The 16,071-nt window shown below is 62.9% G+C and carries 15 protein-coding genes, 1 tRNA gene and 3 pseudogenes; 11 read left to right on the top strand and 8 right to left on the bottom strand.

Translation table 11 applies throughout. From position 1 onward, the window contains the following. Window positions 1–1,115 (bottom strand): annotated as a pseudogene (locus APZ21_RS15510) (ACP S-malonyltransferase); the annotation flags it as partial. A gap of 386 nt (window positions 1,116–1,501) precedes the next feature. Here APZ21_RS15510 and APZ21_RS15505 point away from each other — a divergent pair. From APZ21_RS15505 to APZ21_RS15495, 4 genes are all read left to right on the top strand, one after another. Beyond that, window positions 1,502–1,583 (top strand) — tRNA-Leu (locus tag APZ21_RS15505). A 277-nt stretch (window positions 1,584–1,860) separates the two neighbouring features. Continuing rightward, a complete protein-coding gene (locus tag APZ21_RS15500) occupies window positions 1,861–2,187 on the top strand; it encodes an AbrB/MazE/SpoVT family DNA-binding domain-containing protein (RefSeq protein ID WP_156371100.1) in 327 nt (108 codons plus the stop codon). After that, window positions 2,184–2,312, top strand: coding sequence for a hypothetical protein (locus APZ21_RS36010; protein WP_275426210.1), 129 nt, complete (start codon window positions 2,184–2,186; stop codon window positions 2,310–2,312). Before APZ21_RS15500 ends, APZ21_RS36010 begins: the two co-directional genes overlap by 4 nt. Before the next feature lie 313 nt (window positions 2,313–2,625). Next, a complete protein-coding gene (locus APZ21_RS15495; protein ID WP_054814024.1) occupies window positions 2,626–3,591 on the top strand; it encodes a DUF1152 domain-containing protein in 966 nt (321 codons plus the stop codon). A gap of 756 nt (window positions 3,592–4,347) precedes the next feature. Here APZ21_RS15495 and APZ21_RS36340 read toward each other — a convergent pair. Then, a pseudogene (locus tag APZ21_RS36340) lies at window positions 4,348–4,663 on the bottom strand (IS1634 family transposase); the annotation flags it as partial. A gap of 180 nt (window positions 4,664–4,843) precedes the next feature. Between APZ21_RS36340 and APZ21_RS15485 the strand changes: the two are divergent. Both APZ21_RS15485 and APZ21_RS15480 read left to right on the top strand, forming a co-directional pair. Continuing rightward, a complete protein-coding gene (locus tag APZ21_RS15485; protein ID WP_156371099.1) occupies window positions 4,844–5,536 on the top strand; it encodes an IS630 family transposase in 693 nt (230 codons plus the stop codon). Window positions 5,537–5,729: 193 nt separating this feature from the next. After that, window positions 5,730–7,214 carry an AAA family ATPase gene (locus tag APZ21_RS15480; protein WP_054814021.1) on the top strand — a complete coding sequence of 495 codons (1,485 nt, stop codon included), beginning with the start codon at window positions 5,730–5,732 and terminating at the stop codon, window positions 7,212–7,214. Window positions 7,215–7,540: 326 nt separating this feature from the next. Here APZ21_RS15480 and APZ21_RS34060 read toward each other — a convergent pair whose 3' ends face one another. Continuing rightward, window positions 7,541–7,987, bottom strand: coding sequence for a hypothetical protein (locus APZ21_RS34060; protein WP_162240343.1), 447 nt, complete (start codon window positions 7,985–7,987; stop codon window positions 7,541–7,543). A 144-nt stretch (window positions 7,988–8,131) separates the two neighbouring features. Between APZ21_RS34060 and APZ21_RS36335 the strand changes: the two are divergent. After that, window positions 8,132–8,263 (top strand): annotated as a pseudogene (locus tag APZ21_RS36335) (hypothetical protein); the annotation flags it as partial. A gap of 114 nt (window positions 8,264–8,377) precedes the next feature. On the opposite strand, the gene APZ21_RS35590 reads toward APZ21_RS36335, so the two are convergent. Next, on the bottom strand, window positions 8,378–9,514 hold the full coding sequence (locus tag APZ21_RS35590; RefSeq protein ID WP_239476647.1) for an NHL repeat-containing protein: 1,137 nt from the start codon (window positions 9,512–9,514) through the stop codon (window positions 8,378–8,380). A gap of 574 nt (window positions 9,515–10,088) precedes the next feature. Here APZ21_RS35590 and APZ21_RS15460 point away from each other — a divergent pair. Then, on the top strand, window positions 10,089–11,270 hold the full coding sequence (locus tag APZ21_RS15460) for a serine hydrolase domain-containing protein (RefSeq protein WP_307589723.1): 1,182 nt from the start codon (window positions 10,089–10,091) through the stop codon (window positions 11,268–11,270). 64 nt (window positions 11,271–11,334) lie between these two features. Here APZ21_RS15460 and APZ21_RS15455 read toward each other — a convergent pair whose 3' ends face one another. The 4 genes from APZ21_RS15455 to APZ21_RS34055 all read right to left on the bottom strand — a co-directional run bounded on the left by APZ21_RS15455 (window position 11,335) and on the right by APZ21_RS34055 (window position 13,745). Further along, the gene (locus tag APZ21_RS15455) at window positions 11,335–12,318 is read right to left on the bottom strand and encodes a hypothetical protein (RefSeq protein WP_054814017.1); all 984 of its coding nucleotides are present in this window, start codon (window positions 12,316–12,318) and stop codon (window positions 11,335–11,337) included. Next, on the bottom strand, window positions 12,306–12,779 hold the full coding sequence (locus APZ21_RS15450) for an ImmA/IrrE family metallo-endopeptidase (RefSeq protein ID WP_156371097.1): 474 nt from the start codon (window positions 12,777–12,779) through the stop codon (window positions 12,306–12,308). Before APZ21_RS15450 ends, APZ21_RS15455 begins: the two co-directional genes overlap by 13 nt. Window positions 12,780–12,849: 70 nt before the next feature. Continuing rightward, a complete protein-coding gene (locus tag APZ21_RS15445) occupies window positions 12,850–13,254 on the bottom strand; it encodes a hypothetical protein (RefSeq protein WP_156371096.1) in 405 nt (134 codons plus the stop codon). Then, complete coding sequence (locus APZ21_RS34055; RefSeq protein WP_156371095.1) at window positions 13,251–13,745, bottom strand: hypothetical protein; 495 nt, start codon at window positions 13,743–13,745, stop codon at window positions 13,251–13,253. The genes APZ21_RS15445 and APZ21_RS34055 overlap by 4 nt, the downstream gene beginning before the upstream one ends. Window positions 13,746–14,826: 1,081 nt before the next feature. Here APZ21_RS34055 and APZ21_RS36330 point away from each other — a divergent pair. The 3 genes from APZ21_RS36330 to APZ21_RS15425 form a co-directional block, all read left to right on the top strand. After that, the gene (locus APZ21_RS36330; RefSeq protein ID WP_082393139.1) at window positions 14,827–15,171 is read left to right on the top strand and encodes a DNA/RNA non-specific endonuclease; all 345 of its coding nucleotides are present in this window, start codon (window positions 14,827–14,829) and stop codon (window positions 15,169–15,171) included. Further along, the gene (locus APZ21_RS34050; protein ID WP_054814012.1) at window positions 15,131–15,658 is read left to right on the top strand and encodes a hypothetical protein; all 528 of its coding nucleotides are present in this window, start codon (window positions 15,131–15,133) and stop codon (window positions 15,656–15,658) included. The genes APZ21_RS36330 and APZ21_RS34050 overlap by 41 nt, the downstream gene beginning before the upstream one ends. Before the next feature lie 8 nt (window positions 15,659–15,666). Further along, window positions 15,667–16,071: hypothetical protein (locus APZ21_RS15425; RefSeq protein ID WP_239476646.1), on the top strand; the 405-nt coding region annotated here is incomplete at its 3' end.

Here is a 16,071-nt window from a genome sequence, read left to right as displayed (position 1 = left end):
GTCCCCCGCAACGAACCACCCGTCACACGAGACAACAAATCCCCCGGACCGAGATCCAGAATCCACCGCACACCAGAACCGACCACACCCTCGACGATCTCGACCCAATCGATCGGATCGACCAGAATCTCTCGAGCCATCCTCGCGGCCAGTTCACGGTCGAGTCCGCACTGTCCGGCCCAGCCGCTCACCAGATCGACGGTCTCGGCCAGAGCCGGGTGGTGGAACGCGACGTCGACCAGCAGATCCTCGAAGACCGGCGCGAAGACGGCACCGCCGAACTGCTTGGCTTCGCGCGCACGGCTCTGCTCGTCATGGATTTCGGCGCAGCGTCTACGCACCCGATCCAACTCCGCGGGCGTACCCGACAGCACCACCCGCCGACGGCCGTTACGGATCGAGATCACCGCCGCCGCATTGGGATCCACGCCTTCGGACACCTCGTCCAGCACCGCGCGCAACCGCTCGGGGTCCACATTGGACACCGCGACCATCGAGGAACGCTCGCCCACCGGCATCAGCCCGCGCCGACGCGCCACCAAACTGCCCGCCGCACCGACCAACTGAGCGATGGCCAACAGTTCCGCGTCGCGCGAACCACCGGCCGCCACCGCCTCCGTGGCCAGCACGCCCTGCGAATGCCCGACCACCGCCACCGGCGGGTGCTCGGCCGGGTCGAGCCCCTGCAACCGCAGCGCCCGCAGCGCCGCCAGCTGCGCGAGCAGCACACCCGGCATAGAAACCGCGGCGCTGCGGAGCACGGTCTCCGACGGAGCCGCGGAACTCTCCCCCGCATCCGGGTCGGCGAGTTCGGCCTCCAACATCCATCCGATGGGATCGAATCCGACGGGCCGGACCACGAGCAGTTGCGGCGCAACGGGTTCCAGCAGCGCGGCGGCTTCGTTCACGAGCGCCGTCAGCTCCGGCTCGAGCGCGCTGTCGCGCCCGATCTCCTCCAGCTCGCCCAACCACTGCGCACCCTGTCCCCCGAACGCCAGCGCGTAGGGCACTCCGCTCAGCAGACGATCCAACAGCGGCGTCCGCACACCGTCCCGCTGGGCGGTGACCTTGGCGCTCGCTACGGTCCCGGTCTCGGTGCTCTCGTTGATCGTCAAGACGCTATCGACTTTCTCTCTCGGCGACCTGCCCCGTCCGGCACGTCGCTCCCTCCGGTTCGCACTACTCCGCAACCTCTAGGCGTTATGTGGGCGAGGATTCCACACAATCATGAGGAAATCCTCACGTTTGCCCTCCGGCGCGCCCTCTACCGCTCGGTATTCAAGTACGCATGTACCAGAACCATCAGAAACATGACCCTCCCTCATGTTTGAACCCGCTGGTCCACTCGGTTACCAACGCGTACGAAACATGAGCGCCCCTCATGTTGAGTGTTATGAAATCGTTATAATCCCAGGTCGGGTTACCGACCAGTACGACACTCGCCACATGAGCTTCGCGATCACGGTCAAGCCCGGTAGAGTTTGGACGGTCGTACCATCAAGCGCGAGTGGCGAAATTGGCAGACGCGCCAGATTTAGGTTCTGGTGTCCACGGACGTAGGGGTTCAAGTCCCCTCTCGCGCACAGATCCGCAACAGCTTTGTTGTATCGGCGTGCCGTGTGTGCGAGCGCACTCGAACACACGAAGGAACCCCATGAAAATACCGCCTGACCAGGTACGACGCTTGGCTTGTTTGCCGATTCCCTTCTCCGCGACATGTGTCCGGATGTTTGCTGACGGAAGCGATCCGCGGTGATCGCGCCGGTCATCCCGCCGCAGTCGCCGTTGCAGGAACTTGTTTCAGGACCGCAAGTCACGAACCGCGTGGTCCGTCCCCCGAACGAGGCGATCGTGTACGGAATGTCCACCCTCGAGGAAGCGGGCCGGATCGTCGACCGAAACGTCTTCACCGCGTTGGATTGGCAGCCCGGATTGGGCCTCGAGTTGACAATTCCACAACCGGGTGTGCTGTCGATTCGCCCGGCACAGAACGGGCAGGTTGCGATGACCGCCGACCAGTTCTTCCGCATCCCGGTCCGCCTGCGGCGGCGGTCGCGTCTACCGCTCGGTGTGCGCGTCCTGCTGATCGGGCACCGCACGCATCATCTTCTGCTGGTTTATCCGCCCGCGGCGCTCGATGTCCTGTGCGCGGAGGGTCTGCGACTGTTCGAGGAGGCTGGGCAGTGACGACGTCCAATCCTCCCGTGCTGTCGGCGGAAACCGTGGCCGCCGCTCGACTGTTGCCGGCGCAGATGGATATCTCGCCCACCGATCTCGTCACCCCCCGGCGCCGCGGCGCCGACGTTCGCTGAAGTGATCCCGAAGGTGCGAGCACGGTTGCCGCCGGGCACCTCAGAGGCGCCGCTACAGGTTCACACCGAGTTCCTGAATCAACAGATGGCGGCATGAAATGCCCTACGGGGCTGCTGTACGGCCCGGTCAGGATTGTCATCTTCGACAACACCTGTCGCCCAGGGCTTCACTTTGCCGGCGTCGGTCGTACACACTCTGCCGGACGCAACCGGCCGCTTACGCCCTGCGGCTCGTGCCAGGAGAGGGTGGCGGTGCCGTCTCACGAACGGCGAGTAGTAACTCGGTCGACGAGTGTGCAGCATACTTCGTTAGATGGCTGCTCTCACCCTCTTGGACACACCGCTGCTGCATCGTCTGCGAAACTGCGAGCGAGTGTTGATTGCCGGTGCCGGTGGCGGGTTCGACCTGCTCAGTGGTTTGCCGTTGGCCTTCGCGCTGCACGAACGTCACACAACGGCCTTCCTGGCAAATCTCACCTTCACGCCTGTCACCCGCATCGATGCGCAACCGGTGGCCGCGGGGCTCTTCGAAATCGATGCCGAAACCAGTGGTCCGATATCCTACTTCCCGGAAAAGCATCTCGCGGTCTGGCTACGAGACCACGCCTACCCCGATCGGATCTTCCTGATCCGCAAGGGCGGGCCCGCCGACATCCGAGCCGCCTACGCATGGCTGGCCCGCGAACTGCGCTTGGACGCCGTGGTTCTGGTGGACGGCGGCACCGACCTGCTCATGACCGGTGACGAGGCCGGGCTCGGTACACCGGTCGAAGACATCACCAGTCTTCTGGCGGTCCACGCGCTCGATCTACCAGTCAAACTCGCGGTCTGTGTCGGATTCGGTGTGGACGCATTCCACGGCGTCTGCCACGCACACTTCCTCGAAAACGTCGCTGCCCTCGCCAAACTCGGGTCATATCACGGTGTGTTCGCCCTACTTCCCGGCATCTCTTGTACCGATGCATGGCTCGAGGCCGTCGACTGGGTCCAGCAACACAGTCCCGGTCGCGAGAGCATCGTCTGCGCCTCGATCACCGACGCCGCCCGCGGTGAATACGGCGATCACCATTCGCTGGCCCGCACCCGCGCGAAAGGCGCCGAACTGTTCATCTCTCCGCTGATGTCGATGGTCTGGGGGTTCGATCTCGACGCCGTCGCGAACAGAGTCCTCTACCGCGACGCCATCGCCAACGCGACAACACCCTTCGAAGTCGCGGCCGCGATAGAAGCGTTCCGCGACCGCACGCCGCTGCGGCCTCGTCGAACCATCCCGGTTTGAGCGCGCGGCGACACACGCTTGTGGAGAGTCGGATCCACCGTCATGAGCCAACATACGGTGCGCAGATCTGCCGCCAAGAGCACTAAATTACCCCGATGATGGGCTGTCCCGAGGTTCTGTCCGCCGAGTTGTGAGATTCCTAGTCGCCCTTGTCGACCGCGGCCTGACGCACCCACTTCCACAGCGTCTCCGCGGTCATCCCCAACCGGGACGACACCGCTTCGTCGCCGCCCACTCGACATCATCCCACAGGGCAGCAGGTGACCGCGACAGGTCGAACGTATCGAATCGCCGACGATCCGATAGACGAACAATAGGCAGCATTCTCGTCGCACGTCGAGAACGTGGGTGTGCGGATCCTCATCGATGGGGTGATTCTTTCGGCGCGGGTAGATTCTTTCCGGAGACACCGGCGACGGCAGCGAGCCCGCAGGGACCTGCCACTTGACGGTCGGCAGAACTCCTGTGCGGCTTCGAGAGTTTCGACCGACACCAGGGCACGAGCGAAAACACGCATGCTCTCCTCGATGCCGAGCCGGATGAAGTCTTTGTCGCCGATGTCCTCGAACCGCCACCATGAAATTCGTTCGCACACAGGAGTTCAGGTCACCCCGGTCATGATCGCGGTTTGACAGCAATCCGACCTGGGTTCCGCATAATTCAGTTTGGATAGAGCCCCGATTTGCGCTCTGACCTGCCCAGACATAGAGAAACACTTCGAGAGACCGCGTCTCTAGGCGCGCGGATTCCCGCTGGTCAGGGCGCCGGGGTCAGTTCGACGATCTGCTTCGGAACCGGGCCATCGAGCTTGGCGAACAGGTCGCGGTGGGCCTTGGTCGGCTCGGTCGCCCGCCGGAAGGTGCCGGCCGGGCCGGTTGAACGTGCCGACATGCAACCGGTCCAGCTCGCGACGTGTGGTGAACCAGGTTGTGCCGGTGCTGGTTTCGATGATTCGGATCATCAACAACGCCAGCCGACAGAGCACGACGTGGGCGCGGATGCGTTCCTCGAGCCGGTGATGGACCGGCCGCAGATCGAGGACCTGTTTCATGTCCCGCCAGCCGCGTTCGACGTGGCTTGATCCTGCGCAGCAGGTCGATCGCCGCCACCGCTCAGGCGACGAAACTCGTTGGCGACATCACCTATATCCGGACCTGGGAAGGAACCGGGTCGTTGATGATGCGCAGGGCGGCACTCACCTGGTGCGCGTGGATCTTCACTCCGGACGAGGTGAAGCCGGTCGCGGACATCAATGACGCCCCGATCTGGTGTATCGCGAGAAACGGTGCGCAAGTGGCGAGTTCGGTTAGAACGCGACCGCATCGCCGGACTTGCCGATGACCCGAGGCCGGGTAGACCATGCGTGATCACCGACGAGCAGATCGACAAAAGTGATCGTCGCGACCTCGGAATCGGCTCCACCGCAGGGAGATACGCACTGGTCGACCTGCTCGATGGCCGATTCGTCGGGTCGAGCCAGTCCGCGGTGTCACAAATCCGGTGGGCGTTCGGACTCGAACCTCATGGGGTGCAGCAAACCTGGAAACTGTCGACCGATGCGGAGTTCGTGAGCAAGGTCGGCGACATGGTCGGTGTGTACATGAACCCGCCGGAGAACGCGCTCGTGTTGTGTGTGGACGAGAAGTCGCAGATCCAGGCCCTGGACCGGACGGCGCCGATCCTGCCGGTCATGCCTACCACTCCGGCCCGGATGACCCACGACTACATCCGTCACGGCACCTCGACCCTGTTCGCCGCCTTGGACCCGGCATCGGGGTCGGTGATCGCCGAACAGTACCCACGCCACCGCCACCAGGAATTCCTGCGATTCCTCGAAGCCATCGACACCGCCGTTGCTGGGGCCGCCGACCGTGGTGGCGGTGACCTGCACGGTGCCTGTCCCGAAGCGAGAGTAGGCATCGGGCAGCCGCCGATGGTGACGTGAGATGAAAACGGCTCTCCTGCACAGGAGCCGACGATATGGCGACTCGTTGTCTCCAGTGAACCTCCGCGGTCGGTTCATCGGCAAGAAAATCCGGGTCCGCTTTAGTAGGCGACACCTCACCACCTTGAGGGCAGTCACTGCAACATAGGAGTATACTCCTAAGGAGTGTACTCCTAATCTTTTGGGGAAGGTGATGGCGACACCGAAGCCTGATCATTTGTTCGGCCGGGTGCAGGAATGGGACGGCCTGGTCTCGTTCGCTTCGCGACCGGCCAAGACGGCACAGCTCGGCATCGTCAGCGGTCGGCGGCGGATGGGTAAGACGTATCTGCTACGCGCGCTAGTCGAGAGTTTGGGTGGTTTCTACTTCGGCGCGACAACGGCCACAGGCGGGGAGTCGCTGCGGCAGTTCGGGGCTGCGGTTGCCGAATTCACCGAGTCCGAGGTACCCATTTCGTTCCAAAACTGGGACCACGCGATCACCTACCTGTTCGGCTCGGCCGCACGCGGACGAGCGGACGAGCCGCTGCTGGTGGTGATCGATGAGTTCCCATATCTGGTCAAGGCGGTCCCAGAACTCCCGTCGTTGCTGCAACGAGAGATCGACCGGTATCAGACGGAGCCGTGCGGGATCCGATTGCTGCTCTGCGGTTCCGCGATGTCGGTCATGGGCGGTTTGCTGGCCAGCAACGCACCGCTACGTGGCCGGGCCCAGCTCGAGCTGGTGGTCCGCCCGTTCGGGTATCGCGACGCCGCATCTTTCTGGGGTGTGGAGGCGGACCCACCGCTCGCGGCGCAACTGCATGCGGTGCTCGGAGGGACTCCCGCCTACCGGCGACAATTTCTTGCCGACGACGTTCCCGCGTCGGTGGACGACTTCGATTCGTGGGTGTCACGCACGGTGTTGTCGCCGCTGAGCCCGCTGTTTCGGGAGGCTCGCTACCTGTTGGCCGAGGAGGCCGAGATCCGCGACACCGCGCTGTATCACTCTGTACTTGCCGCAGTAGCGCAAGGCAACAACACCCGCGGTGGGATCGCCGGCTACATCGGCCGCAAGGCCGTGGACATCTCACACCCGCTCACCGTGCTGGAGGACTGCCACCTGTTGGTGCGCGAGCAGGACGTGTTCCGGGCCGGAAAGTCCGTCTACCGGATCACCGAACCATTGATCAACTTTTACGAGGCCGTCATGCGTCCGGCGTGGGCGCGACTCGAAAGTGGTCAGGCACAGCAGGTTTGGTCCCGGTCGACAGAGCGGTTCGCCGCGCAGGTCGTGGGTCCGCACTTCGAGGCGATATGCCGTGAATACATGCTCGGCGCCGGTGTCGAATCGCTCGGTTCGGACGCGGTCTTCGGCGAAGTCGGCTGCGGAGTTGTCACCGACCCGCACGCTCGCAAGCAGATTCAGATCGATGTTGCCGTTACCCGGCCGGGCGACGGCGGGCGTAGCGCAGGCATGCTGATGATCGGCGAGGCAAAATGGGGTGTCACCATGGGCATCGGTCACCTGGATCGACTCGCACGCGCGCGTGAAGTGTTGGCCGGGAGCGCGTTCGACACTTCGAGCTGCCGCCTGGCCTGCTTCAGCGCGGCGGGATTCAGTGACGCCCTGCGTCAACGGGCAAATCAGGACTCGGATGTGTTGCTGATCGGACTTCCGCAGCTGTATGGCCAGTAACGAGCGCGCGGCAAGAATGCTCCGACGCTTGCCGAGTTTGGAAGATCGGCGGCGATGTGGTGGTGCGATTTGTGCTCGCAGGTGGAACTTGGTCGTCAACCCGCCCCGCGACCGCCCGATCCCACGATCGACCGGTTCGCAATCCCGACACCGAGCCCCAGCAGGCGCCCGCGCCGTGCTCCACCCAAGTCGACAAAGGGGTACCAATCGAGGCAGCACAACTTCTTTCACATCTGAACGTGTGCTGCGCCCACCGACCCCGTACCGAATGGACCCGCGGCGACCTCATCCGACCGTACGACGACCATCGGTCTCCAGAATACAGGCTAGCCACTCAGTACCAGATCTACGATCGGGATCTTGCCCAGATCACGCAGTTCTCTATAGTTGTCCACCATGTCCAGGTGGACCAGATAGTCTAGAAGACTGTCGTCCCGCAGGAACTCACCCATTTCGCTGGAGTCCAACGGTTTGGGTACACCGCGCAACTCGACTGTCGCATTTATTCCCAACGCGCAGTATTCCCGAAACAGCGCTTGCGCGGCCAGCCAACGCAGTTCTCCGTACACGTACGGCAACTCCAGAATCGCTACGGCAGTGTCGTTCATCGCTTCCTGTAGATAGGGAACTATCCGCTCGTCGCTGAGCGGAAGATGCACCAAGGTCCAGAGCGTCGACAGCCGCTCCTCCTCATCCTCATCCTGAAGCGTCTTGGCCACGTACTCGAAATTGTCCTCTTCGTCCACTTCGAAAGAAGCGGCCTCGTCATACATCCTCGTCCTCACCTCTCAGGAAGATCACGTGCGCCACGGCACCACGAACCTGTTCGCGGCACTCACCGTCGGCACCGGCGAGGTGTTCGGCGACTGCCGCCCCACCCGCGAGACGCCGAGTTCCTGACCTTCCTGAAACAAGCGGTGAAACCGCAAGCAGGCAGAGACATTCACGTCGTGCTGGACAATCTGTCCACTCACACCACACCGGAGGTGCGGGCATGGCTGGACGAAAACCCGCATGTCGCATTCCACTTTCACCCCCAAAGGCGCGTCTGGATGAACATGGTCGAAACCTGGTTCGCCCTGATCACCCGCCAACGGGCTCATCGTTCAAGGGCTGCTCACACGAACAACTATGGGCGCATCGATGATGCTCGGAGAGGGAAGCTAGCTACCGCTCGGCAAGCACACCGAGCCGAAGCAGAGGCCCGATTGTTGCACAGCGATACCGGCCGGGTTGTTCAGGCCGGTGGCCAGCGTGGTGGGTGCGCCGCCTGTCGCGGGAAGCGATACGACCGTGCCGATGCTCTGGGTGACGTAGAGAGTGCTGTTCGACAGGGCGATGCCGACGGGGACGTTCAGCGTCGCGAGAGTGGTGGGTGCGCCGCCGGTGGTCGGCACCGACACCACCGGACCGACGCTCTCGGTGATGTAGAGGGTCGTGCCGGACGTGGCGATGCCGTTCGGGTTGACCAGTCCGGTGATGGCCAGTGGCGTGGGGGTGCCGCCGGTCACCGGCAGTGATACCACGACCCCGGCGGCCAGGTTCTCGGTGATGTAGAGGGTGTTGCCCGATACGGCGATGCCTTGCGGGTTGCTGAGGCCGGTGGCCAGGGTCGTGGGTGCACCTCCGGTGACAGGAATCGAGACTACGGCGCCGTTGCTTTCGGTGACATAGAGCGTGCTACCCGACACGGCGATACCGCTGGGCCCGACCAGTCCGGTGGCCACGGTTGTGGGTGTGCCGCCGCCCACGGGTACGGATACCACTGTGCCGTTGCCGAATTCCGTGACGTAAACGGTGTTGTTATCGACCGCCACGCCATAGGGAGCTATCAGTCCGGTGGCGATATTGGCGGGCGTGCCGCCCGAACTCGGTATCGAAACGACTGTGCCGTTCCCGTTTTGGGCAATGTACAGCGACCCGGCCCCCGCTCCCGATCCGGAACTCGGTCCGATTGCGGCGGCAGGGCCCGCTGGAATCACTGCTGTCATGACCGCCGCTGCCAACGGCATGGCCAGCGCCACGGACAACGACTTGCCCATCGACCGCGCCGCGGCCGAAAGCCGAGGCATAAATCGGTCGTGACAAGACCTCGAGAAGAACCCTCGCACGCTGACTTCCTCACTTTCCATGTCGTTGAAACCGTTTGTCGGGGCAGTGTTCGAGACGGGTACCGGCAGTAGCCGGCCCCATGGGAGATATGTGGAGATTGCTGTGGCACCCTCGCCGGGCCGGAAGAAGTTGGCGGAGGGAATGTCCGAATCGCTGCCATTCGTGCATATGCGCTTCGGAATCCCCATCTTCGAGATGATCCACCGGCGAGCGCCGCCTCACTATATCCATGCCAGTCGGGCAGTCAATCATCGCGCCCGATCGGGAAATCTGTGTCGCGAAGAGCTTGTTGCTGAAAGATTGCTTCGGTGAGCTTGGTACCGCACTGCCCACGATCTCACCGCCGCCACCGAAGCCTTGGGTCGAGCGGACCCCGCTCGACCGTCGTCGACCCATACACCGATAACTGCGCGGCGACGACGTCGGATGCTGACCGGCGCGCGCAGACCCCGCCACAGCGCCGGCGCGAACCCCTGTGACAGCCCGGTGGACAGCAGTCGCGCCTCGTGAATGTCGAGGAGGTGGGTTCCGGCCGGCTGTGGCAGCGGGTTGCCTGCCCTGGATCAGCCTCGCAGTCACCGCACTGGACCGACTGCAACCCGGCTGACCAGCCCAACCAGCCCCTCCGACACGAAAGCATCCACTTCACAATCCCCGACACCGCGCAGGTGACTGTTTCGGCCGATGTCGGGTCGACGTATTGTTTGAGCGCGTAAGGGTTTTGCTCGAAGGCGGACGCGCTGGATCTGGCCGAGGAGACTTGTGACATTGGTGGAAGGTTTTGTCGAGCGCGGGTTCGAGAGCGTTCGGGTCGGTTTCGCGAATGCCCATGCCGGCGACGAAGGAGCCGCGCAACTGTGTGTTTATCACCGGGGACGCGTCGTGGTGGATCTGTGGACCGGAGAGGACCCGGAATCCGGGAAAGTCTGGGATGGCGAGTCATTGACGGTGCTGATGTCGGTGTCGAAGGGAATCACCGCGACCTGCGTGCACATCCTCGCCGACCGCGGCCTGCTCGACCTCGACGCACCCGTTCGGGACTACTGGCCAGAATTCGCGACAGGCGGCAAGGCCGACACCACTGTCGCCGATGTGCTGGCCCATCGCGGTGGACTGGCCGGTTTCGATGCCGATTTCGGTATCGGCGTTCACGAATTGACCGACTGGTCGAGGTGCGTGTCGGCGTTGGAGTCGATGACACCGCTGTGGCCGGCGGGGACCGCCTTCTACTACCATTCTCTCACCTGGGGTTATCTGGCCGGTGAGCTGATCCGTCGTGTCGGCGGCAAGAGCGTCGGCGAGTTCCTCGCCACCGAGGTGGCCGATCCGCTGGGGTTGAGTCTGTGGATCGGTTTGCCGGAGGATCAGGAGTACCGGGTCATCCCGCAGTTCACCCGCCGTCACCTGCCCGGCGTCACGGACATAGCGGCGGTACTGACCCGGATGGGCGTCGACGTCGACGATCGGCTGGTGCGGGCGATGCTGGGCACGCTCGCCGCTCGGGACGAGGGGCTCACGCTACTCAACACTCGCGACGGACATGCGGCGGAGTTGCCGTTCGGTAACGGAATCGGGAATGCTCGTTCGGTGGCTCGAATGTTCGCGGCGACGATCGGCGAGATCGACGGGGTTCGGCTGCTGAGTCCGGCGGCGGTCGAAAGGGCGCGGCAGCCGCAAACCGAGGGACTGACTCATCCGGCGCCACTCGACATTTTGCCTCGCGGTAACTATTTCGCCCACGGATACGAAATCACCCGGCCCGTTGAAATTCTCGGTGATGGAGCCTTCGGCCAAGTCGGTACCGGCGGTCGGATCGGCCTCGCGCATCCCGAATCCGTTGTGGCCGTGGGCTATACGTGTACCAATATGATCGGTGACGACACCGGGGGGCCCGATCCGCGCTGGGAACATTGGGCCGAAGCTCTGCGCGGCGCGCTCACCTGAATCGATCCAGCACATTCGGGACGCCCCTTGTGACCGCGCATCCACCCGTACAACGCCCCCGCGGTCAGACGACCGCGGGGCCGGCGACAGTGCCTCTACCTTCGGCTTGATGCATGTGATCGGCCAGTTCGATCTGCAGCCGATACGCGGTCGCTCCCGACCGTGACGCGGACCAGCACATGCGGCGGGTCGGACGGAACCGATCGGATTTGTCCAGTACCACATTGGGATTCGCGGTTCGGACCGACAGCCATCTGTCGCCGAAGCGCCTCAGTAGTCGATAGCGGTAGAACCGGTCCCGAAGGACGTGGATGGCGTAGACGCCGGCGGATAATCCTGCGGCGACCAGTGCCGTCAGCCCGAGTGCGATCGATATCGGTTCGGCATTCCGATGCCAGAAATTGATGGTTCCTGTGCGCTGCAGGTAAAGATTGTAGATCTTGAAAGCGCAGTAGACCACGCCCAGCACTTCGCTCAGGGCAATAGCGGCCAGTGCGCGCGCGAACGATCCCGTTCGGACCCAGAGTAGTTCGCGGATAATGTATGTACAGCCGACGAGGAGTGCACTTGCCAGCGGTGTCAGGTATGCGAGCCAGTACGCCATCACGGGTCCTGTCACCGGGAAGTCATTGCTCATGTACGACGTTGGAGTGTGCGCCATCGGTGTGCGCAGGAATGTCGTTATCATGGCCGTGGCGATCACGAGGGCGATCCCGACCTGTACGCGTAGCGCGAGGTTGCGGCCGGTGATGTACGAGCTGAAACCGAAGACCGGGATCGCCGCGAGCGCACCGAAAGTCATCCCCGCCAGGGACATGATGTTCGCGATCCCGGTCAGGTCGCGCAGCACCGGGTTCACGACATCGTCGGTGATCACCGGGACCCGGCACAGTTTCGCGAGTCCGAGCAAGAGCAGGAGCTGAGTCAGCGGGTTGGTGATCCCGGTGGGTGCGCCGCTGCCCGGGCGGCTGCTTCGGATGCGCTGAATCGATAGTGGGAGAAGCAGCGCGGGGATGATCGCGCCGATTACGATCTTCACGCCGACCATCCGAAAATCGCGGCTGCTCTTTCGAGCATGAGGCGTTGCCTCGGGCTGAGTTCTCGGTCCGGGAACAGTGGGCGGCTGAGCGAGGCCGCGGCCTCCATCAGTAGCGTCGCGAACCACTCGGCTTGGCGCTCCAGGGGTAGATCGAAGTTCGAGCGCAGACATGCCTGCTGGTCCATGAGGCGCTTGATGACGACAGTCGGGATCGAGGGCGCGGTCCGCTCGAAATACTGGATACGCTCGGCGAGCGGAACCTCGTGCCCGAGGATGATATGTCCCAGTTCGTGCGCGACGATCCCGTCGCGCTCGATCTGGGTGAAGCCCGATCGGTGGCGTATGAGATCCTTCTCGGGGAGCGGAATCCAGATACCGGAGTAGCCGATGCTCTCGAACTCGCCCAGTCCGTCGACGATCTCGATCGGCCGGTCTCGCCGCAGGCTCAGTTCCTCCACAAAACGCTGCATCGACCAGGGACGCCGTAACCTCAGCTGAGCGAGAGCCCGCTCCGCGACAACACGGTCCTCGTCCACGTCGTCAGTCGAGGGATTCAAGGTAGTTCTGCAACTCTTGTAAGGCGTCGTCGCCTACGTAATCCGCGCTGGAGCGCAGCGCGACGTACGGAATCTTCTTGTCGCGCTGCACGATCAGCAGACTCAGTTGCCGAAACGAGCTGTAGTACCGGTCAGGGTCGTCGGAGAGGAAGCCTTCCGGCATGTCGAAGTATCTGGCCAGCCCGTCGAGCAGATCACTCCTCGATCGCTTCGCGCCGAACCGTCGCAGAGCCTCGATCTCCGCCGCCGCGACCGGGCGGCCCAATGATGCGGAGAGGGCCTGCGCCACAGTCGCCGCGCTGACTTCTACCCCGTTGTTGTCGATGATGGTGGCGAACAGTAGGTTCACGCGTTCGTCCAACGGTACGACTCCGCTGCGTGCGCTCAACGAGTATCTCCCTCAATCAGCCTGATCCGGTCCAGCTTAGACCGCCATCGTCTGGTGAAGCGATCGGTGAGATCGGAATCCAGATCCGTTGCGCTGCTTGCCAACCACCGGCGGTACTGCTGGTTCTCTCGCTCGATCCCCGTGGCCGTCGGCGGTATCGCCAAGAGCGCTCCGATGAGTCTTTCGATGTTCTTCGGCACTTGGTTTCCCGGCCCGCCCGCTCGCTCGAGTACCTCGGTTGCCTGTGCGGCCGCGAGCCGACCGACCGCGGCACCGAGCTCATCCTTCACAGCACGCGCCAACCCTCGAGCCGCCTCGGGAAGATCGGTACGGTCGCAGAGCTGGAAGCAGCGATTCGCGGCGGCGATCAGCGCGTCCACGACATCTATGTCCAGCTCCACCAGACGAAAACTCAATGGATCACGTTCGGGAACACTTGGCGGCAGCTTCTCGTGAGCATCCTCGACCGGGACCGGCTCCCGCAACGCCATCGGCTCCCCGCCGTGAAGGGCCCTCGCCGCGCTGCCCTCAGCCCATCGCAGGCCGATATCGAGTAGTCGCAAGGTCGCAGGGCTCGGTGGAGCCGTGTCGGTTCGCGGGTTCTCAACCCTCGCCAAGGTCGCGACGGAAGGCCCCCCGGCAACACGCACGTCGGGCCGCGACAGCCCAAGCTCCCCACGGCGCACAGCCACGATCCGACCGAAGCGCTGCTGCAGATCGCCAGTCACCACAGACCGAACCCTAGGCGAGTCACCCTCAACGATCTCTCCCACCCTCCCTGAGTTCGCACATCGACATCACAGAGAACTCATACTATTCTGATTCCGCTCACACGTACCATGTAGACAGATCACACAGATATCATGATAGTTCATACCGCTCCGAAGCGGTTCCGACCAACGAAATCGAAGCCGGTGAACGGCTGAGGGTTGCAGGTAGTGAGGTGGAAGCTCGCCAGTCGTGCGAGGAGATGCCGTCCGAAGGGGGGACGGCATCTCCTCGCACGACTGGCGACTTACCTCAGCGCTGCGCCTGAACCCGGCTTCGGACAATGGCTTTCGTGTACCAGCGCACGATTGGAGCGTGGATGAGCCGACGAAGCTGCAAGAGTCTCGCCTCGAAACATCCGCAGCGGATTCCGATGGCCGCGCTGTCACCAAAGTGCTGCACCTGAACGACTTGGGGCTGCTGCACGAGTAGGTGACATCGTGACCTGCCCACCGCGTTGTCGCTAACCGACAGCCTTCCGAAAGGACGCTCCGGGTGCCGCGTGTGGCCGCCCGATTCGGGGGGGGGACGTCGTTACGTCTCGCGACCGAGAACGAACATGCCCTCGGTTCGTGGTGGCGGACAGCGTCGCGCTACCCCGAGGGGCCGCCCGGTCAACGACCCACGGGCCGTATTGATCGTTGCGGCTCCAAGGATGCCGCTGGATTGAAGCGATCGAGTCGAGACAGCACCCCCTGCACCCGCTCGACCGCGCATCGCGCAGGGACCGATCCGGAAGTTGGTGATGTCGCCTCCGGCGTCCACCGGCCAGCGACAAAGCATCACCATGAACCTCTCCCCTGAATGACATCTATTTACCGCAATGCAAATGATCAAGCCAAAGTCGGTAACCTCCCGAGGCCTAACAAAGAGGACTACCACGGCGGCCATCTCATTGCGGATGTCTTCGGCGGCCCGGGTGACAAGTTGAATCTAATTCCCATGGACAAGGTCTTGAACGGAGCGAGTGGAGATTGGGGGCAGCTGGAGGCCGAGTTCAGAAGTATATTGAAGTCGGATCCGAATGCTCGGATAGAATACAATGTCGAACTGGACTACTCCGGAGGTGGGCCGCAACCCGGTAAGATAGCGATCGAATATCGAATAAATGATGGAGAAGTACTTCGAAGGAGTTTCGAGAATGCATAACGGTGAAGATCATGATGTGCCACCGATGGTTCGTCAGGGTGAGCTAATTTCGGAGATCGGCGGCCAATTGGTCGAAAAATATGGAACCGAATGGTCTGAACTGCGGTTGGTCACTCGCGCACTAGGTGTGATGGCGGAGGAGGATGTCTGGATCGAGGGCGTGTCGTCGGGAACTGTTCGGCGCTCACCGCCGCTCGGGACATCTCGGCTTCTGAGTGAACTCAGGAGAGTTATGGCCACTCCCGACGGTGGTGCGTGGTATTCGATGACGTTGACGATTTGGCCGGATATGCGGGCCAAGGCGAGGTTCGACTACGACAGTGAGCCGGCATGGCGTGGTTTCGCTCCGGCCTACAACAGCTTCGTTCGGGAGTTGGAACGGTTTCCTCGTTCCGAGGACAAGTTGCCGAGTTGGTTCCGTCCGCGTATGGAGGAAGCACGCCTCAGGGCGATAGCCAATGCCGCGGTGCTCGCCGGCGACGACTGACGAATGCGATGAGTTTCGAGATGCGTAACGGTGAAGATCATGATGTGCCGCCGATGGTTCGTCAGGGTGAGTTGATTTCGGAGATCGGCGGCCGATTGGTCGAACAGTATGGAACCGAATGGTCTGAACTGCGGTTGGTCACTCGCGCACTCGGCCCCCAAGCGGAGGACGATGTCTGGATCGAGGGCGGGGCGTCGGGAACTGTTCGGCGCTCGTTGCCGCTCGGGACATCTCGGCTTCTGAGTGAACTCAGGAGGGTTATGGCCACTCCCGATGGTGGTGCGTGGTATTCGATGACGTTGACGATTTGGCCGGATATGCGGGCCAAGGCGAGGTTCGATTACGACAGTGAGCCGGCGTGGCGTGGTTTCGGTCCGGCCTACAATAGTTTTGTTCGGGAGTTGGAGCGTTTC

It is taken from the genome of Nocardia arizonensis (assembly GCF_001310275.1).
GTDB classification, from domain to species: domain Bacteria; phylum Actinomycetota; class Actinomycetes; order Mycobacteriales; family Mycobacteriaceae; genus Nocardia; species Nocardia arizonensis.
The sequence above is the reverse complement of the archived record's forward strand: the minus strand, read 5'-3'. Positions and strand labels throughout refer to the sequence as shown.